This is a genomic window from Methylobacterium fujisawaense (assembly GCF_014138435.1).
GTDB lineage: Bacteria > Pseudomonadota > Alphaproteobacteria > Rhizobiales > Beijerinckiaceae > Methylobacterium > Methylobacterium fujisawaense.
The window spans coordinates 342,443-357,936 of record NZ_JACJIM010000004.1; the positions used below are offsets into that span (position 1 = coordinate 342,443).

15 protein-coding genes are annotated in these 15,494 nt (G+C 71.7%); 9 read left to right on the plus strand and 6 right to left on the minus strand.

The genetic code is table 11. From position 1 onward, the window contains the following. Positions 1–10 precede the first annotated feature (10 nt). A complete protein-coding gene (locus tag GGQ91_RS14240; RefSeq protein ID WP_043355911.1) occupies positions 11–343 on the minus strand; it encodes a PepSY domain-containing protein in 333 nt (110 codons plus the stop codon). Positions 344–457: 114 nt separating this feature from the next. Here GGQ91_RS14240 and GGQ91_RS14245 point away from each other — a divergent pair, with 114 nt between their 5' ends. Beyond that, entirely contained in the window at positions 458–1,048 is a 591-nt protein-coding gene (locus GGQ91_RS14245; RefSeq protein WP_182592240.1) for a thermonuclease family protein, read from the plus strand. A gap of 141 nt (positions 1,049–1,189) precedes the next feature. After that, positions 1,190–1,438 (plus strand): hypothetical protein, encoded by a 249-nt coding sequence (locus GGQ91_RS14250; protein WP_043757099.1) that lies wholly within the window; start codon positions 1,190–1,192, stop codon positions 1,436–1,438. Between the two features lie 200 nt (positions 1,439–1,638). On the opposite strand, the gene GGQ91_RS14255 is transcribed toward GGQ91_RS14250, so the two are convergent. Further along, the gene (locus tag GGQ91_RS14255) at positions 1,639–2,625 is read right to left on the minus strand and encodes a catalase family peroxidase (protein WP_182592241.1); all 987 of its coding nucleotides are present in this window, start codon (positions 2,623–2,625) and stop codon (positions 1,639–1,641) included. Positions 2,626–2,909: 284 nt separating this feature from the next. Continuing rightward, positions 2,910–5,255, minus strand: coding sequence for a transglycosylase SLT domain-containing protein (locus GGQ91_RS14260; RefSeq protein WP_182592242.1), 2,346 nt, complete (start codon positions 5,253–5,255; stop codon positions 2,910–2,912). A gap of 200 nt (positions 5,256–5,455) precedes the next feature. Between GGQ91_RS14260 and dapA the strand changes: the two genes are divergently transcribed. From dapA to GGQ91_RS14275, 3 genes are all read left to right on the plus strand, one after another. Continuing rightward, positions 5,456–6,355 (plus strand): 4-hydroxy-tetrahydrodipicolinate synthase, encoded by a 900-nt coding sequence (gene dapA / locus GGQ91_RS14265; protein WP_043383024.1) that lies wholly within the window; start codon positions 5,456–5,458, stop codon positions 6,353–6,355. 11 nt (positions 6,356–6,366) lie between these two features. Further along, positions 6,367–6,840: an SsrA-binding protein SmpB gene (gene smpB / locus GGQ91_RS14270; protein ID WP_043355930.1), complete on the plus strand. Its 474-nt coding sequence runs from the start codon at positions 6,367–6,369 to the stop codon at positions 6,838–6,840. A gap of 148 nt (positions 6,841–6,988) precedes the next feature. Beyond that, entirely contained in the window at positions 6,989–7,558 is a 570-nt protein-coding gene (locus GGQ91_RS14275; protein WP_182592243.1) for a peroxiredoxin, read from the plus strand. Between the two features lie 4 nt (positions 7,559–7,562). Here the strand turns inward: GGQ91_RS14275 and GGQ91_RS14280 are convergent, their stop codons facing one another. From GGQ91_RS14280 to rpoZ, 3 genes are all read right to left on the minus strand, one after another. Then, a complete protein-coding gene (locus tag GGQ91_RS14280) occupies positions 7,563–8,201 on the minus strand; it encodes a LabA-like NYN domain-containing protein (protein ID WP_043383019.1) in 639 nt (212 codons plus the stop codon). 354 nt (positions 8,202–8,555) lie between these two features. Further along, positions 8,556–10,811: a RelA/SpoT family protein gene (locus GGQ91_RS14285; RefSeq protein ID WP_043355937.1), complete on the minus strand. Its 2,256-nt coding sequence runs from the start codon at positions 10,809–10,811 to the stop codon at positions 8,556–8,558. Positions 10,812–11,013: 202 nt separating this feature from the next. Further along, positions 11,014–11,424: a DNA-directed RNA polymerase subunit omega gene (rpoZ, locus tag GGQ91_RS14290; RefSeq protein WP_010685409.1), complete on the minus strand. Its 411-nt coding sequence runs from the start codon at positions 11,422–11,424 to the stop codon at positions 11,014–11,016. Positions 11,425–11,707: 283 nt separating this feature from the next. On the opposite strand from rpoZ, the gene fabD reads away from it, so the two are divergent. From fabD to fabF, 4 genes are all read left to right on the plus strand, one after another. Beyond that, positions 11,708–12,652: an ACP S-malonyltransferase gene (gene fabD, locus GGQ91_RS14295; RefSeq protein ID WP_043355941.1), complete on the plus strand. Its 945-nt coding sequence runs from the start codon at positions 11,708–11,710 to the stop codon at positions 12,650–12,652. 17 nt (positions 12,653–12,669) lie between these two features. Next, complete coding sequence (gene fabG, locus GGQ91_RS14300; protein WP_043355943.1) at positions 12,670–13,407, plus strand: 3-oxoacyl-[acyl-carrier-protein] reductase; 738 nt, start codon at positions 12,670–12,672, stop codon at positions 13,405–13,407. A gap of 332 nt (positions 13,408–13,739) precedes the next feature. Then, complete coding sequence (locus GGQ91_RS14305; protein WP_007559070.1) at positions 13,740–13,979, plus strand: acyl carrier protein; 240 nt, start codon at positions 13,740–13,742, stop codon at positions 13,977–13,979. A 183-nt stretch (positions 13,980–14,162) separates the two neighbouring features. Beyond that, entirely contained in the window at positions 14,163–15,425 is a 1,263-nt protein-coding gene (gene fabF / locus GGQ91_RS14310) for a beta-ketoacyl-ACP synthase II (protein ID WP_182592244.1), read from the plus strand. The last annotated feature ends 69 nt before the right edge of the window (positions 15,426–15,494 follow it).

Consider the following 15,494-nt stretch of genomic DNA (forward strand, 5'->3'; position numbering starts at 1 on the left):
CCCGGCCTCCTCAATCATCGTCGTCCTCGTCCAGGATCTTCAGCGTGCCGGCATCGACCTTCACGGTCCGGCGCTTCCCGTCGGCCCCGAGGATGCGAAGCTTGTACAGCCAGTGCCCCTCGTCGTGCTTGAGATCGACCGACACGACATCCCCCGGAACCGCCGCCCGGGCCGCCTCCAGCACCGCGTCGAGGGGGCGGATCTCGCCCCGCTCCAGGGCCCGGCGGGCGCGGTCGGCATCCTCGGAGGCGTGCAGGGGCCCGCCCGCGAGGGCGGCCAGCAGGCCGAGGGCCAGGACGCGGCCGACGAGGCGGTGGAGGCGGCGGGGCGGGAACGGGCTCATGCGGGCAGCAGGCTTAAGCCGTGCCGCCTGACGGGACGCTGACAGGCGGTGTCAGGGTCGCGGGGCGGCGCTTCGGCACAAGGGCGGCCATAGCCCTTCCGGAGACCTGAGACCATGTCGCTCTTCGTCGGTATCCTCCTCGCCTGCGCGGCCGGCCTCGCCGGCACCCTCCTCTGCCCGGACGACAAGGCCGGCCGCTCGCGCCTGCCGCTCCTCGCCGCGCTGCTGGCGGGCGGCCTGTCCTGGCACGCCCCCGCCCGGGCCGGCGAGATCCTGCGCGGCCCCGCCCAGGTGATCGACGGCGGGACGCTGCGCGTCGGCACCCGCGCGGTCAGCCTGTTCGGGATCGCCGCGCCGGAGGCCGACGCGACCTGCGCGGACGCCCAGGACCGGCCCTACCCGTGCGGCCGGGACGCCGCCCGGGCGCTGGCCGAGCGGATCGGCGGGGCGGCCGTCGCCTGCGAGCCGCGGGGCCATGGGACCGGGGACGCGGCGACGGCGCTCTGCCGGGTCGGCGACGCGGATCTCGGGGCCTGGATGGTGGCGCAGGGCCTCGCCCTGCCCGATCGGGACGTGGCGCCGGATTACGCGGCGGCGGCGGACCGCGCCTGGGGGCGGCGCCTCGGCCTGTGGTCGGGGGTGTTCCAGGATCCCGCCGAGCGGCGGGGCCGGCGCGCCGCCGCGTCTCTCGGCGCCGCCGGGTGACGACCGGCCGACGACCGGCCCTCCCCCGGGAACGCGCCCGGCTGCGCCCGGTTGGACCCTTAGGCCCGTCCGGGGCGCACCTGGAATGGCGCACCTGAAATAGCGCACGTGAAATGGCGCACTTGGACTTGCGGAGGCCCCATGAGGATCCTGAACGCGACAATCCTGCTCGCCGTCCTGCTCACCGGCGCGGCGGCCGCCGCCGAGGGGCAAGGCGGCAAGGCCGACGGACGCACGGATGCCGGCGCGTCCACGACCAGCATGGGCGCCGGCGGCCTCAGCGGCACCGGGGCCATCCGGGACGGCGCCCGCACGGGCTCGGTCGAGAGCAAGGGGCGGACCGGGGACGCGAAGGCGCCGCCCGCCCCGGCGGCCGGGACGAGCCGCTGATCCGGGGCGGATCGAGGGGGGCGTCCGCCCACCCCCGGACCTTATCCTGAGGTGACCGCGTCAGCGGGCCTCGACGGCGGGCTCCAGGGATCGCGCGACGGGCCGGAGGCCGCCTTCGGGGTCGTTTTCGGGGCCTCCGCCGCGCTCCGGCACCGCAGCATGAGGCCGCGGGTCCGGGATCCCCATCCGGCCGGCCCGCCCTATTGCGAGCGGCGGCTGAACGAGACCGCGTAGGCCTGGACGCGGGCATCGATCAGTGGATCGTCCGAGACCTCGATCCCGTCGGTCAGGTTGTTGGGCATGAACAGCAGCGCCTTCTCGGCCTCGGCGCTGTCGGGCACCACCGTGCTCACCGTCACGGTGCCGAGATCGACCGTCTTGCGGTCGTCCGGCCAGGGCTTGGTGGCGTCGTTGGTCGGGTCGCCCGGCTCGGCGAGCTGGGCCAGCATCCTGAATTTGGCCGGCGTCTTGGCGACCCGCGGGCCGATCTCGGCCATCAGGAAGTTCGGATCGCGCTTGGCCGCCTCTTCGGGCGGGAGGATCTCCTCGCCCTCCACGGGCACGAAGCGGAACCGGAACGGCTGCCGCTTGCCGGCGGAATCCACGAAGATGAAGGCGTTGACGCCGTTATAGGTCTGCCGGGCGAGGCTCGACGGGGTCTTGGCCGTGCCACCCGCCGTGGCGGCGGCCGGGTGGGCGGCGGCGAAGCGCTCCAGCGCGGTGGGATGGGCCGCCTTCGGGCCGCTCTCGGCGACGGCCTTCAGGAGGTCGCGGAAGTCCTCGCCCGTGGCGACGGGGAAGTACTTCAGCGCATTGGTGACGACATCCATCTCCGAGCCGTCGCTCAATTTGAACTTGAGCGCGAGGCCGTGCGGGTTGGCGTTGGCCGCCCCGTCCGGGATGGTCGGGACGCCGGTGGCGTCCGAGAACCGGATCGTGACCGGCACCGGCGGGCCCTTGAACAGGGAGGCCTTGCTGATCCTGGCCGCCTCGGGCGACGGGGTGAAGCTGCCCTCGGCCACCACCCCCTTGGCGTGGTTGGCCCGCGCCCCGGGATGCTTGCCGAACAGCGTGTTCATCACGTCGATCGTCTGCTCGGCGGTGGAGGCCTCCTGGGCCAGGGCCGGAGCGCCGGCCGCGATCACGGTGCTCAGCAGCAGGGCGAAACCCAATCTCGGATGCAGCATGGGGATCCTCTCGGCGGTGCGGGCTCTCGGGAGCCGGTCAAGGCGGACCGGCCCATCTTCTAGGGAGCCAAGCACGGGAGGCACAACCAAAAGCTATGCCGCGGCGGAGCGGAATGCGGGAAAATCGGGTGTCGGTATCGGAGGGCCGCGGCGCGAACGGGAGAGTCTCGTGCGTCGAGCGGGTGTCGACCCTCCGCGCGCCGTGATGGTCAGCCGCGTGCCGGAAGGGGCGCCCGCGCCCCCTCTCCCGCACGAGAGAGGGGGCCGCGCCTCATTCCGGGACCCTACCGCGCCCCGCGGTGGAGGTCGCCGTCGATCAACAGGGCGCTGCGGCTGTCGAGCCGCGAGCGGTAGACCTGCAGGTTCTCCATCACCCGCTGCACGTAGTTGCGCGTCTCGGTGAAGGGGATGCGCTCCACCCAGTCGATCACGTCGACGTCGCCCCGGCGCGGGTCGCCGTAGGCGTCGATCCACTTCTTCACGTTGCCGCCGCCGGCATTGTAGGAGGCGAAGGCGAGCACGTAGGAGCCGCGCCAATCCTCCATCAGCTCGCCGAGATGGGCTTGGCCGAGCTTCGCGCAATAGGCGGGATCGCTGGTCAGGCGGTCGACGTCGAACGCGGCCGAGACCCGGCGGGCGGTGCGTTGCGCCGTGGCCGGCATCATCTGCATCAGGCCCCGCGCCCCCACGCCCGATTGCGCCCGCGGGTCGAACTGGCTCTCCTGCCGGGCGATGGCGTAGACCATGGCCCGCTCCACCTGCGGCACCGCCGTGAAGGTCTCGTAGGTGGGGATGCCGATCGTCGGGTAGGCGTGGGCGTCCAGCGGCAGGCCGCGCTGCACCGCGAGCTTGCCGATCGCCACCAGGGCGCGGGGATCCTTCATGTCGGTGGCGAGGTCGCCGAGCGCCTGGAGCTCGCGCGGGTCGGAGAGGTCCCGGGCGGCGTCGATGTAGAGCGGCAGGGCCAGCTCCTTGATCCCAGCCTCGCCGAGGAGGCGCAGGGCGCGGATGGAGAGCCGGCCCTCGAAGGCCTGCCGCTCGGCCCCCTCGAGGTCCGCGGGCGCCCGCAGGGGCAGGCTCGTCTGGCCGAGCCGCGCCCGGGCCACCTGGCCGTAATAGGCGATCGGCTGGAGGGCCGCCCGCTCGTAGAAGCGCTTCGCCTCGTCCTTTTGCCCGAGGGCCTCGGCCGCCCGACCCTGCCAGTAGGCGGCCCGCGCCAGCGAGATCGGGCTCTCCGCGACCGTGGCCATCCGGGCGAAGTGCTGCGCGGCGCTCGCCGGATCGCCGGCGAAGCGCAGGGCGATCCAGCCGGCGTGGAACTCGGCCTCGATCCGCTTCTCCGGGCTGCGCGCCGCCGGGGCGCTGGCGACCGCGTAGGCGGTCTTGGCATCGCCGAGGTCGAGGAGCTTGCGCGCCACGATCCGGCGCTCGATCCACCACTCGTCGCCGTCGACCAGCACGTCCGGATTGGTCGGCGCCGTGGCGAGCACGGCGGCGGCGGCCTCGGGCTTGTCGGCCCGGCGGAAATACTGCGCCCGGGAGAAGATGTAGGAGGCGTCCCCGCGCAGGGACGGCGGCACCGCGGCGAGCGCGGCCGCGGCGCCGGAGGACTTGTCCTCCACGGCCCGGCGGGCGCGCACGAGGCTGGCATAGCCACCGCCCGCGTAGCCGGCCGCCCGGCCGGCACTCTCCCAATCGTCCTTCAGGAGCGCCCGCTCCATCCGGTAGCGATGGTCGATCCGGGTGAGCACGTCCGGGAAGGCGTCGAGCACCTTGGCCTCCAGGCTGCGCCCGAAGCTCTCGGTGCGCCAGAGGTCGCGGACCATCTCGGCGGCGTCGGCCTCGCAGCCCTCGGCGCGCAGCGCCAGCGCCAGGGCGAACTTGCCCGGCGCGCTGGCCGGCTTCGCCGTGGCGAAATAGGCCCGGACGATCGCGGGGGATTTCCGCTCGGAGAGCAGCGCCTCCTCGGCCCGGCGGCGCAGCAGCGGGCCGGCCGGCCAGTCCGGATTGGCCCGGACGAAGGCGACCGTGCGGTTGAAGCCGATCCCGGCGCCCGCGCGGATCGCCACCCATTCGAGCAGCGCCTTCGCGGCCGGATCGGTGAAGGTGTCGCGCATCCGGTCGCCGTCCGCGACCCGGCCCTTGCGGTAGAGGTCGATGGCGCCGCGCAGCAGCGTCGGGTCGGTGTCGCCGGAGATCTTCGGCCGCGCGGGATCGGGCACCTCGGGCACCGGGGCCGCCGGGGTGACGGCGGCGTCGGGCAGCGGGAAGGCCACCGGGGCATCCGGGTCGGCGGAGGCGTAGGCCGAGGCCGCGGCCGGCAGCGGCCGTGCGGGTTCCTCGCCCTTGTCGTCGCCGCCGGAGGCGTGGACCGGGTCGAGCTTCAGGGCATCGGCGGCGACCGGGTCGGCGGCCTTCACGGCCTGCATGCCCTGGACCTGGCCGGTGGGGAGGAGCGCGTCGCTCGCCGGCGGCGTGGGCTGCGAGGCCGGGGGCTGCGAGGCCGGGAGCGTCGCGGACGGCTCGGGGCCGACCGGGCCGGCGAGCGCGACGCCGACGGTGGCGATGAGCGCCGCGGCGGCGAGGGACGTGCGCTTCGAGGCCGGATGCGAGGCCGCGGATCGGGTCACGATTCCCCCCTTCTGATCACCGGAACGGGAAAGGTCGAGGATGAGGCCGCGACCATTAAGATCGCGTTAACCGTCGCGACGATCTGTTTGCGCGCCGTGGCGCGACCGCCTATGTCTGCCCGTCCGCGCCCGTACGATGCGGACCGCGTGCGGCGCCGAGACCGCCGAAATCCCAACTGGGACCCTTTGGGACGCCTGAGATGACCGAGATGACCGGGAGCCGCCTGCGGGGCTCGCTCACCGCGCTTGTGACGCCCTTCCGCGACGGGGCCTTCGACGAAGCCGCCTTCCGGAAATTCGTGCGCTGGCAGATCGAGCAGGGCAGCCACGGCCTCGTGCCGACCGGCACCACCGGCGAGAGCCCGACCCTCACCCATTCCGAGCACGACCGGGTGGTCGAGGCCTGCATCGACGAGGCGGGCGGGCGCGTGCCGGTCGTGGCGGGTGCGGGCTCCAACTCCACCGCCGAGGCGGTCGAGCGGGCGCAGCACGCCGAGCGCGCGGGGGCCGACGCCGTCCTCGTGGTGACGCCGTACTACAACAAGCCGACGCAGGCGGGCCTCTACGCCCACTTCAAGGCCGTCAACGATGCGGTCGGCATTCCGATTATCATCTACAATATCCCGCCGCGCTCCGTCATCGACATGAGTGTCGAGACGATGGCCCGGCTCTTCGAATTGAAGAACATCGCCGGCGTGAAGGACGCGACCGCCAAGATCGACCGCGTCAGCCAGCAGCGACAGGCCATGGGTGCGAGCTTCATCCAGCTTTCAGGCGAAGATGCGACGGCGCTCGGCTACAACGCCCAGGGCGGCCACGGCTGCATCTCGGTGGTGGCGAACGTCGCCCCGCGTCTCTGCGCCGACCTCCAGGAGGCGACGCTGTCGGGGGACTACGCCAGGGCGCTGACCCTCCAGGACAAGCTGTTCCCGCTCCAGACCGGCCTGTTCGCCGAGGCCAACCCGGCGCCGGTGAAGTACGCGCTCGCCCGGCTCGGCCACATGCAGGAGGAGCTGCGCCTGCCGCTCGTGCCGGTGACGGAGCCCACGAAGCGCATCGTGGACGACGCCCTGCGGCATGCCGGGCTCCTGGTCGACTGAGAGGCACCCGCATGGCCCCGAAACCGGAGCCCAGCCGGCGGATCGTCGCCGACAACCGCGCCGCGCGCTACCACTACACCATCGAGGACACCCTCGAGGCCGGCATCGCGCTGACCGGCACCGAGGTGAAGTCCCTGCGCGGCGGCAAGGCGACGATCGGCGAGGCCTATGCCGGTCCCTCCGGCAACGACCTGATGCTGTTCAACGCCTACATCCCGGAATACCTGGAGGCGAACCGCTTCAACCACGACACCAAGCGCCCCCGCCGGCTGCTGCTGCACCGCCGCCAGATCAACAAGCTGATCGGCGCGACCCAGCGGCAGGGCTACACGGTGGTGCCGCTCAAGATCTACTTCAACGACCAGGGGCGCGCGAAGGTCGAGCTCGGCCTGGGCAAGGGCAAGCAGGCCCACGACAAGCGCGAGGCGGTGAAGGAGCGCGACTGGCAGCGCGACCGGGCCCGGCTGCTGCGCGACCGGGGCTAGGTTCCGGGCCTAGGTCCCGGGACCGGTGGGGCTGAGCCGATTGCACCGGGGGCGCGGACAGGATCGCCTTGGCGGCGATCCCGCGCCGCCGCATGATCCCGCCTCCGCCGGTGCGGCGGCCCGGACTCGCGCATACGAGGTGCGGCCCATGCCATCCAGCCACGACGTCCTGCCCGACGACCTGCCCGTTACCGTCGATGACGGCGCGGCCGCCCATCTCCGCGGGATGCGCCTGCCCGACGTGGCGCTCACCGCAACGGATGGACGCACCGTCTCGCTGGCGCGGCTCTCCGGGCGCACGGTCGCCTACGCGTATCCGCGCACCGGCGAGCCGGGGAAGCCCGGCCTCACCCCCGACTGGGACGCGATCCCGGGTGCCCGGGGCTGCACGCCGCAGGCCTGCGATTTCCGCGACCACCACGCCGAGCTGAAGGCCCGGGGCGTCGCCCAGGTCTTCGGCCTCTCGACCCAGACGAGCGCCTACCAGCGGGAGGCGGCCGAGCGCCTGCACCTGCCCTTCCCGCTCCTCGCCGACCCGCACCGGGCCTTCGCCATGGCGGCGCGCCTGCCGGTCTTCGAGGCCGGCGGCGCGGTGCTGCTGCGCCGCCTGACCCTGGTGATCGACGACGGCGTGGTGAGCGCGCTGTTCTACCCGGTCTTCCCGCCGGACCAGAGCGCCCGGCAGGTTCTCGCCTGGCTCGACCGGCCGGGCGCCTGAGGGCCTACTCCTCGGCTTCCGGCTGGCGGATGCCGTAGCGGTTCTCCAGGCCCGGGTTCGTCCGGCCCTCCCCGCGGTAACGGCTCGGCGCCTCGCCGGGCGCCCGGACCGGACGCTCGCCCGGATCGCGCCCGATCCGGCCCGCGAGGCTCGCGAGGTCGACGAACTCGTCGGCCTGCCGCCGCAACTCGTCGGAGATCATCGCCGGTTGGGTCTGGATCGTGGAGATCACCGTCACCTTGACGCCCCGCCGCTGCATCGCCTCGACCAGCGAGCGGAAATCGCCGTCGCCCGAGAACAGGATCATGTGATCGATATGCGTGCTGAGTTCGAGGGCGTCGATCGCCAGCTCGATGTCCATGTTGCCCTTGTACTTCCGCCGGCCCATCGAATCCGTGAACTCCTTCACGGGCTTGGTCACGACGCGGTAGCCGTTGTAGTCGAGCCAGTCGATCAGGGGGCGGATCGATGAATATTCCTGATCCTCGATCATGGCGGTATAGTAAAATGCGCGCAGAAGGTTCTCGCGCGATTGAAATTCCTTGAGCAGCTTCTTGTAATCGATGTCGAAACCGAGGGCCTTTGTGGTGGCATAGAGATTGGCGCCGTCGATGAAGATGGCGCTGCGTTGGGTTGTGGGCATGAACAGGTCAGATCCCGGAAAATCGTGGGTGACAGGAAATCGTCTGATTAAACGGCCAGGGTCCGCCGACGGCGACTGGCCGGGGCGGTGCTCCGCGATCGGGGGCGCCAAGCTTTGCAATCCAGCGCGTAACGACGCGGTCCGTGTGCGTGCGGCCGCCGCTCTGGCGACCGGACCATTCGTTTCAAACGCGTCCGTGTCAAGCAGAGCACGGAGATGTGCGGCTCTGGAAACCTGGATCAATGGCTCGGGAGATTGATCGAATGGGCTTCTGCGCTGAAGAAAGAGGTTTACGGAAGTCGATCCCGTAAACCTCAGATGCGTCGGGGCCCGGCCGTGCGCGGGCACCCGGACTCAGCCGTTGACGCGCTCCACGCTGTTGACCGGGCGCTTGCCGCGCAGCTCGGCGATGATCGCGTTGAGATGCTGGAGATCCCAGACCGACAGGTCGATCGTGATGTCGGTGAAATCCTGGGTGCGCCGCTTCATCGAGATGTTGTCGATGTTGCCGTCGTGGTCGGCGATCACTTGGGCGATCTGGGCGAACACGCCCGGCTCGTTGATCGACTTCAGCGCCAGGCGGGCGGGGAAGCGCTCGCCGCCCAGTGCCTCCGTGTCCCAGCGGACGTCCAGCCAGCGCTCCGGCTCGTTGTCGAAGGCGGCGAGGGCCGCCGACTGGATCGGGTAGACGGTGACCCCGACACCGGGGGTCAGGATGCCGACGATGCGATCCCCCGGGACCGCGCCGCCATTCGGCGCGAAGGTCACGGGAAGGTCGCCCGCGAGGCCCCGGATCGGGATCGCGTCGCTGCGATCCTCGGCGCCCTCCTTGCCGTCGGCGCCCTGGAAGGTGAGCCGCATGGTCTGGTCGGCCGAGCGGACCAGCCGGCCGGCGCCGTTGGCGGCCCCCTGCGCGGGGGAAGGCCGGCGCTCGTCGCGGTGGTCGGGATAGACGGCGCGGACGACGTCGCCCGAGAACATCTCGCCCCGCCCCACGGCGGCGAACACGTCCTCGGTGGTGGCGCGGGCGAGCCGCGGCAGGGCGCCGCGCAGCTTGTCCTCCGAAAAGGTCTTGGCGGCGCGCTCGAAGGCCCGGTCCAGGATCTGGCGGCCGAGGCCCGCATATTGCCGGCGCACGGCGGCCCGGGTCGCCCGCCGGATCGCCGCCCGCGCCTTGCCGGTCACGACGAGCGATTCCCAGGCGGCCGGGGGCGAGGCGCCGTCGGAGCGGCTGATCTCGACCTCGTCGCCGTTGGCGAGTTCGTGCAGAAGCGGCGCCATCCGGCCGTTGATCTTGGCACCCACCGCCGTGTTGCCGACGTCGGTATGCACGGCGTAGGCGAAGTCGATCGGCGTGGCCCCCCGCGGCAGGGCGATCAGCCGGCCCTTCGGGGTGAAGCAGAACACCTGGTCCTGGAACAGCTCCAGCTTGGTGTGCTCCAGGAACTCCTCCGGGCTGTCGCCCTCGGCGAGGAGTTCGATGGTCCGGCGCAACCATTGGTAAGCGCCGCTCTCGCCGGCGAGCCGCGGATGCACGCTGCCCTCGGCGCGTCCCGGATCCTTGACCAGCTCGGCGCCGACTTCCTTGTAATGCGCGTGGGCCGCGATGCCGTACTCGGCGATGTCGTCCATGGCGCAGGTGCGGATCTGCAGCTCGACGCGCTGGCTCTTCGGCCCGATGACCGTGGTGTGGATCGAGCGGTAATCGTTCTGCTTCGGGGTCGAGATGTAGTCCTTGTAACGGCCCGGAACCATCGGCCAGCTGGTGTGGACGATGCCCAGCGCCGCGTAGCATTCCTGCACGGTGTTGACGACGACCCGGAAGCCGAAGATGTCGGAGAGCTGCTCGAAGGCGACGGATTTGCGCTCCATCTTCGACCAGATCGAGAAGGGCCGCTTCTGCCGGCCGCTCACCTCCGCGGTGATGCCTTGCGCGGCGAGCTTCTCGGTGAGCACCTGCGCGATGGTCTCGACCACGCTCTCGGACTTGGCGGTGAGCCGCGCCAGCCGCTGCGTGATGGTGGCGTAGACCTCCGGCTCCAGGTTGCGGAAGGCTAGATCCTCCAGCTCCTCGCGCAGCTCCTGCATGCCCATGCGGCCGGAGAGCGGCGCGTAGATGTCGAGCGTCTCCTGCGCGATGCGGTGGCGCTTGTCCTCCCGCATGTGCTGGAGGGTGCGCATGTTGTGCAGGCGGTCGGCGAGCTTGACCAGCAGCACGCGCACATCCGCCGCCACCGCGAGCAGCAGCTTGCGGAAGTTCTCGCCCTGCGCCGCCTGCTTGGAGACGAGGTCGAGGCGCTTGAGCTTGGTCAGGCCGTCGACCAGGGCGCCGATCTCCGGCCCGAACAGCCGGCGGATCTCCTCCAGCGTCGCCTCGGTATCCTCCACGGTGTCGTGCAGGACCGCGGCCACGATGGTGGCGTCGTCGAGGTGGAGGTCGGTGAGGATCGCGGCGACTTCGAGGGGATGGGCGAAGAACGGGTCGCCCGAGGCGCGCTTCTGCGTGCCGTGCGCCTGCATGGCGTACACGTAGGCGCGGTTGAGCAGCGCCTCGTCGGCGGCCGGATTGTAGCGCTTGACCCGCTCCACGAGCTCGTACTGGCGCATCATCCGCCGGGACGGGGCCGGGGCTTCCTGGGTCGTGCGTGGGGTCGGGATCACGCGCGATTGTTCCGCAACCGCCGGGCCGGCGCCAGCCCCCGGCGGGGGAAAACCCTCCGGCGCCGGGCCGGCCTCGGAACGAGAGAACCCGGCGTCTCCGCCGGGTCCGGTCTCGGTCAGGTCGTGCGCATCCAGGCCCACGGTGTCCGGCTCACTCGCCCTCGTCGTCGGTCTCGACCGGCGGGGCGAGGTTCTCAAGGCCGCGGAGCAGATCTTCCTCGCTCATGCGGTCGAACTGGACCGCCGCGTCGTCGCTGGAGGACTGGGGCGCCACCGCGGCGGCGGCCGGCGAGCTCGACAGCAGCGGCACGGTCTCGGCCTCCGGCTCGTCCACCTCGACGTATTTCTGCATCGAGTGGATCAGCTGCTCCTTGAGGTCGTCGGCCGTGATCGTCTCGTCGCCGATCTCGCGCAGGGCCACGACGGGGTTCTTGTCGCGGTCGCGGTCGATGGTCAGGGGGGCGCCGGCGGCCAGGAGGCGGGCCCGGTGGCTCGCCAGCAGCACCAGCTCGAAGCGGTTCTCGACCTTCTCGATGCAGTCTTCGACGGTGACGCGCGCCATGCGGGGCGGCTCCTTGGGCTTGAGCGACGGAAGATGTCGGGTATGGCGCCACTCTACACCGGATGCCGTTGTGCAACAAGCACAGCGGGTTGCGCCGGGCGCGCCTCCGGCGAGCGCTGCGGGCCGGGCGCGCCGAGGCTCGGGTGCGGCGTCGGTGCGGCGTCATGGTGCGGCGCATTGTTGACACCCACGGCCGCGGGTGCGAGTGCGCGCCCCATTCCAGAGTTTCGGCCGACACGGGCGGCGTTCGCGCGCCGAAAGGTGCCGGCGATCAGGACGCAACATGCGCGCACTCATCTTTCCCGGCCAGGGCAGTCAGGCGGTCGGCATGGCGCGGGACCTCGCGGAGGCCTTCCCGCAGGCCCGGGCCGTCCTCGACGAGGTCGACGCCGCCCTGAACCAGAACCTGTCGCGGCTGATGTTCGAGGGGCCGGTCGAGGAGCTGACCCTCACCGCCAACGCCCAGCCGGCCCTGATGGCGGCGAGCCTCGCGGTGCTGCGCGTGCTGGAGGCCGAGCGCGGCCTCGACCTCGAACGCGACGTGGCCTGCGTGGCCGGCCATTCGCTGGGCGAGTACGCGGCCCTCGCGGCCGCCGGCAGCCTGACGATCGCGGATGCCGCCAAGCTGCTGCGCCTGCGCGGCGAGGCGATGCAGGAGGCGGTGGCGCCGGGCGCGGGCGCCATGGCGGCGCTGATCGGCACCGATCTCGACTCCGCCCGATCCGTCGCCGAGGCGGCGGCCGACGAGGCCGGCGGCGGCGCGGTCTGCGACGTCGCCAACGACAACGGCGGCGGCCAGGTGGTGCTCTCCGGCGACCGGCCGGCCGTGGAGCGCGCCATCGGCATCGCCACCGGCCGCGGGATCAAGCGCGCCGTGATGCTCAACGTCTCGGCGCCGTTCCACTGCCGCCTGATGGCCCCGGCCGCCGAGGCCATGGCCCGGGCGCTGGCCGCCGTCGCCCTGAAGGCCCCGCGCGTCACCCTCTACGCCAACGTCGCGGCCGCCCCGGTCTCCGATCCGGAGGCGATCCGCACGGCCCTGGTCGAGCAGGTCACCGGCACCGTGCGCTGGCGCGAGAGCGTCGCCGCCATGGCGGCGACGGGCGTCGACCGGTTCTACGAACTCGGCGCCGGCAAGGTGCTGACCGGCCTCGTCAAGCGCATCGCCCCCCAGGCGAGCGCCACGGCGGTCGGCACGCCCGCCGACGTCGCCGCCTTCGCGCTCTGATCCGACAGGAGCCCCGCATGTTCGATCTCACCGGCCGCAAGGCCCTCGTCACCGGCGCGACCGGCGGCCTCGGCCAGGCGATCGCCCGGGCGCTGCACGCCCAGGGCGCCACCGTGGCGCTCTCGGGCACGCGGCCCGCGGCCCTGGAGGCGCTCGCCGCCGAACTCGGCGAGCGCGCGAGCCCCGTCGCCGCCGACCTCTCCGACAAGGACTCGGTGGAGGGCCTCGTGCCGGCCGCCGAGGCCGCGATCGGCCCGCTGGACATCCTCGTGAACAATGCCGGCATCACCCGCGACAACCTGTTCATGCGGATGAAGGACGAGGAGTGGGAGCAGGTGATCGCCGTCAACCTCACCGCCGCCTTCCGCCTGTCGCGGGCCGCCGTGAAGGGCATGATGCGCCGCCGCTCCGGGCGGATCGTCAATATCGGCTCGGTGGTCGGCAGCACCGGCAATCCCGGCCAGGGCAACTACGCCGCCGCCAAGGCCGGCCTCGTGGGCATGACCAAGGCGCTCGCCGCCGAGGTCGCCTCGCGCGGGATCACGGTCAACTGCATCGCCCCGGGCTTCATCAGCTCGCCCATGACCGACGCCCTCAACGAGAAGCAGCGCGAGGGCATCCTCGCCCGCGTGCCCGCCGGGCGGCTCGGCGAAGGCTCGGAGGTGGCGGCGGCCTGTCTCTACCTCGCCTCCGCGGAGGCGGCCTACGTCACCGGGCACACGCTGCACGTGAATGGCGGTATGGCCATGTACTAGTGTGCGAAGACCGGTCTCGAACCGGCGACGATCGCGCGCGAATCACCCCCGCCGACACGCAAGTGCCACACCCATGAAGGCTTTCTGAACGGGCCCTCGCCAGGGCGGGAACCCTGTGCTACCACGCCCCGCAGCCGTACAGGGGGTTGACGGTTCAGCGGGTTTTCAGTCCAAGGCCCTCCGGCGGGGGCGTCCCGGCTCACGCGCCGGTTCACCTCAGAAGCACGCGCGATCGGACACCGGCCCGTCACAACAAGCCCGCAAGGGCGCGACGCGGCCACGGCACCACCCCGAGAAGACTGACAGACCAAAAGGACGAGGACGGAAGACCGATGAGCGATATCGCTGAGCGCGTGAAGAAGATCGTCGTCGAGCACCTGGGCGTGGAGCCCGAGAAGGTGGTCGAGAGCGCCAACTTCATCGACGACCTCGGTGCCGACAGCCTCGACACGGTCGAGCTGGTCATGGCCTTCGAGGAGGAGTTCAACGTCGAGATCCCGGACGACGCTGCCGAGACCATCCAGACGGTCGGCGACGCCGTGAAGTTCCTGGAGAAGAACTCCGCCGCCTAAAGGCGCCGGGGACCGGGTTTGACGCGGCGCGGGTGAGGCGAAACAGCCCCCGCGCCGTTATGCGTTTCAAGGCTCGGAGGCGTGACGGGTCCCGCCGGGACCGATTCCGCCGCCGAGGGCGTTAGGACGATGCGCGACCGCGGCTCTGCCGGCGGGGCTGCGCCTCAAGACGGGACAGGGCACATGCGGCGGGTGGTGGTCACGGGTCTGGGGATGGTCACGCCGCTCGGCTGCGGAGTGGAGCACACCTGGAGCCGGCTGATCGCGGGCGACAGCGGCGCCGGCCCGATCCGCGGCTTCGAATCCGCCGACCTGCCCTGCCGGATCGCCGCGCAGGTCCCCTTCGGCGACGGCACCGACGGCACCTTCAACCCCGACCTCGTGATGGAGGTGAAGGAGCAGCGGAAGGTCGATCCGTTCATCGTCTACGCGATGGCGGCGGCCGACGAGGCCCTCAAGGATGCCGGCTGGGCGCCGAAGAGCCACGAGGACCAGTGCGCCACCGGCGTGCTGATCGGCTCCGGCATCGGCGGCATCGGCGGCATCTACGACGCCTCCGTGACCCTGCACGAGAAGGGGCCCCGCCGGATCTCGCCGTTCTTCATCCCGGGCCGGATCATCAACCTCGCCTCCGGCCAGGTCTCGATCGCCCACGGCCTGAAGGGCCCGAACAACGCGGTCGTGACGGCCTGCTCCACGGGCGCCCACGCCATCGGCGACGCGAGCCGCCTGATCGCGCTCGGGGACGCCGACGTGATGGTGGCGGGCGGCGCCGAATCGCCGGTGAACCGCCTCTCGATCGCGGGCTTCTCCGCCTGCCGGGCGCTGACCACGGGCTTCAACGACACGCCGGAGAAGGCCTCCCGCCCCTACGACCGCGACCGCGACGGCTTCCTCATGGGCGAGGGCGCCGGCATCGTGGTGCTGGAGGAGTACGAGCACGCCAAGGCCCGCGGCGCGAAGATCTACGCCGAGGTGGTGGGCTACGGCCTCTCGGGCGACGCCTACCACATCACCTCCCCGTCCCCGGACGGCGACGGCGCCTTCCGCTGCATGAGCGCCGCGGTGAAGCGGGCCGGGATCTCGCCGTCCGAGATCGGCTACATCAACGCCCACGGCACCTCGACGCCCATGGGCGACGAGCTGGAGCTGAAGGCCGTGGAGCGGCTCCTGGGCGATGCCGCCGCGAACGCCACCATGTCGTCCACCAAAAGCTCGGTGGGCCACCTGCTGGGTGCGGCCGGCTCGGTCGAGGCGATCTTTTCGATCCTCGTCCTGCGCGACAACGTCATCCCGCCGACGCTCAACCTCGACAACCCCTCGGTCGAGACCAAGATCGACCTCGTGCCGTTCGAGGCGAAGCGGAAGCGGGTGGATGTCGTGCTGTCGAATTCTTTTGGATTCGGCGGGACGAATGCGTCGCTGGTGATGCGGCGGGTCGCTTAAGAGCGTCACCGTCTCACGCTGAGACGGTCTGCAAGTCTCTCAGAAGCATTGATCGCGATCTGACGTGCG

Excerpts from the sequence above, each read along its gene's own strand:
- GGQ91_RS14280 (WP_043383019.1), bottom strand. The coding sequence starts at position 8,201 with ATGCCCACAACCCAACGCAGCGCCATCTTCATCGACGGCGCCAATCTC.
- GGQ91_RS14240 (WP_043355911.1), bottom strand. The coding sequence starts at position 343 with ATGAGCCCGTTCCCGCCCCGCCGCCTCCACCGCCTCGTCGGCCGCGTC.
- rpoZ (WP_010685409.1), bottom strand. The coding sequence starts at position 11,424 with ATGGCGCGCGTCACCGTCGAAGACTGCATCGAGAAGGTCGAGAACCGC.
- GGQ91_RS14285 (WP_043355937.1), bottom strand. The coding sequence starts at position 10,811 with ATGATGCGCCAGTACGAGCTCGTGGAGCGGGTCAAGCGCTACAATCCG.
- GGQ91_RS14245 (WP_182592240.1), top strand. The coding sequence starts at position 458 with ATGTCGCTCTTCGTCGGTATCCTCCTCGCCTGCGCGGCCGGCCTCGCC.
- GGQ91_RS14255 (WP_182592241.1), bottom strand. The coding sequence starts at position 2,625 with ATGCTGCATCCGAGATTGGGTTTCGCCCTGCTGCTGAGCACCGTGATC.
- fabD (WP_043355941.1), top strand. The coding sequence starts at position 11,708 with ATGCGCGCACTCATCTTTCCCGGCCAGGGCAGTCAGGCGGTCGGCATG.
- fabF (WP_182592244.1), top strand. The coding sequence starts at position 14,163 with ATGCGGCGGGTGGTGGTCACGGGTCTGGGGATGGTCACGCCGCTCGGC.
- GGQ91_RS14305 (WP_007559070.1), top strand. The coding sequence starts at position 13,740 with ATGAGCGATATCGCTGAGCGCGTGAAGAAGATCGTCGTCGAGCACCTG.
- GGQ91_RS14250 (WP_043757099.1), top strand. The coding sequence starts at position 1,190 with ATGAGGATCCTGAACGCGACAATCCTGCTCGCCGTCCTGCTCACCGGC.
- fabG (WP_043355943.1), top strand. The coding sequence starts at position 12,670 with ATGTTCGATCTCACCGGCCGCAAGGCCCTCGTCACCGGCGCGACCGGC.
- GGQ91_RS14275 (WP_182592243.1), top strand. The coding sequence starts at position 6,989 with ATGCCATCCAGCCACGACGTCCTGCCCGACGACCTGCCCGTTACCGTC.
- dapA (WP_043383024.1), top strand. The coding sequence starts at position 5,456 with ATGACCGAGATGACCGGGAGCCGCCTGCGGGGCTCGCTCACCGCGCTT.
- smpB (WP_043355930.1), top strand. The coding sequence starts at position 6,367 with ATGGCCCCGAAACCGGAGCCCAGCCGGCGGATCGTCGCCGACAACCGC.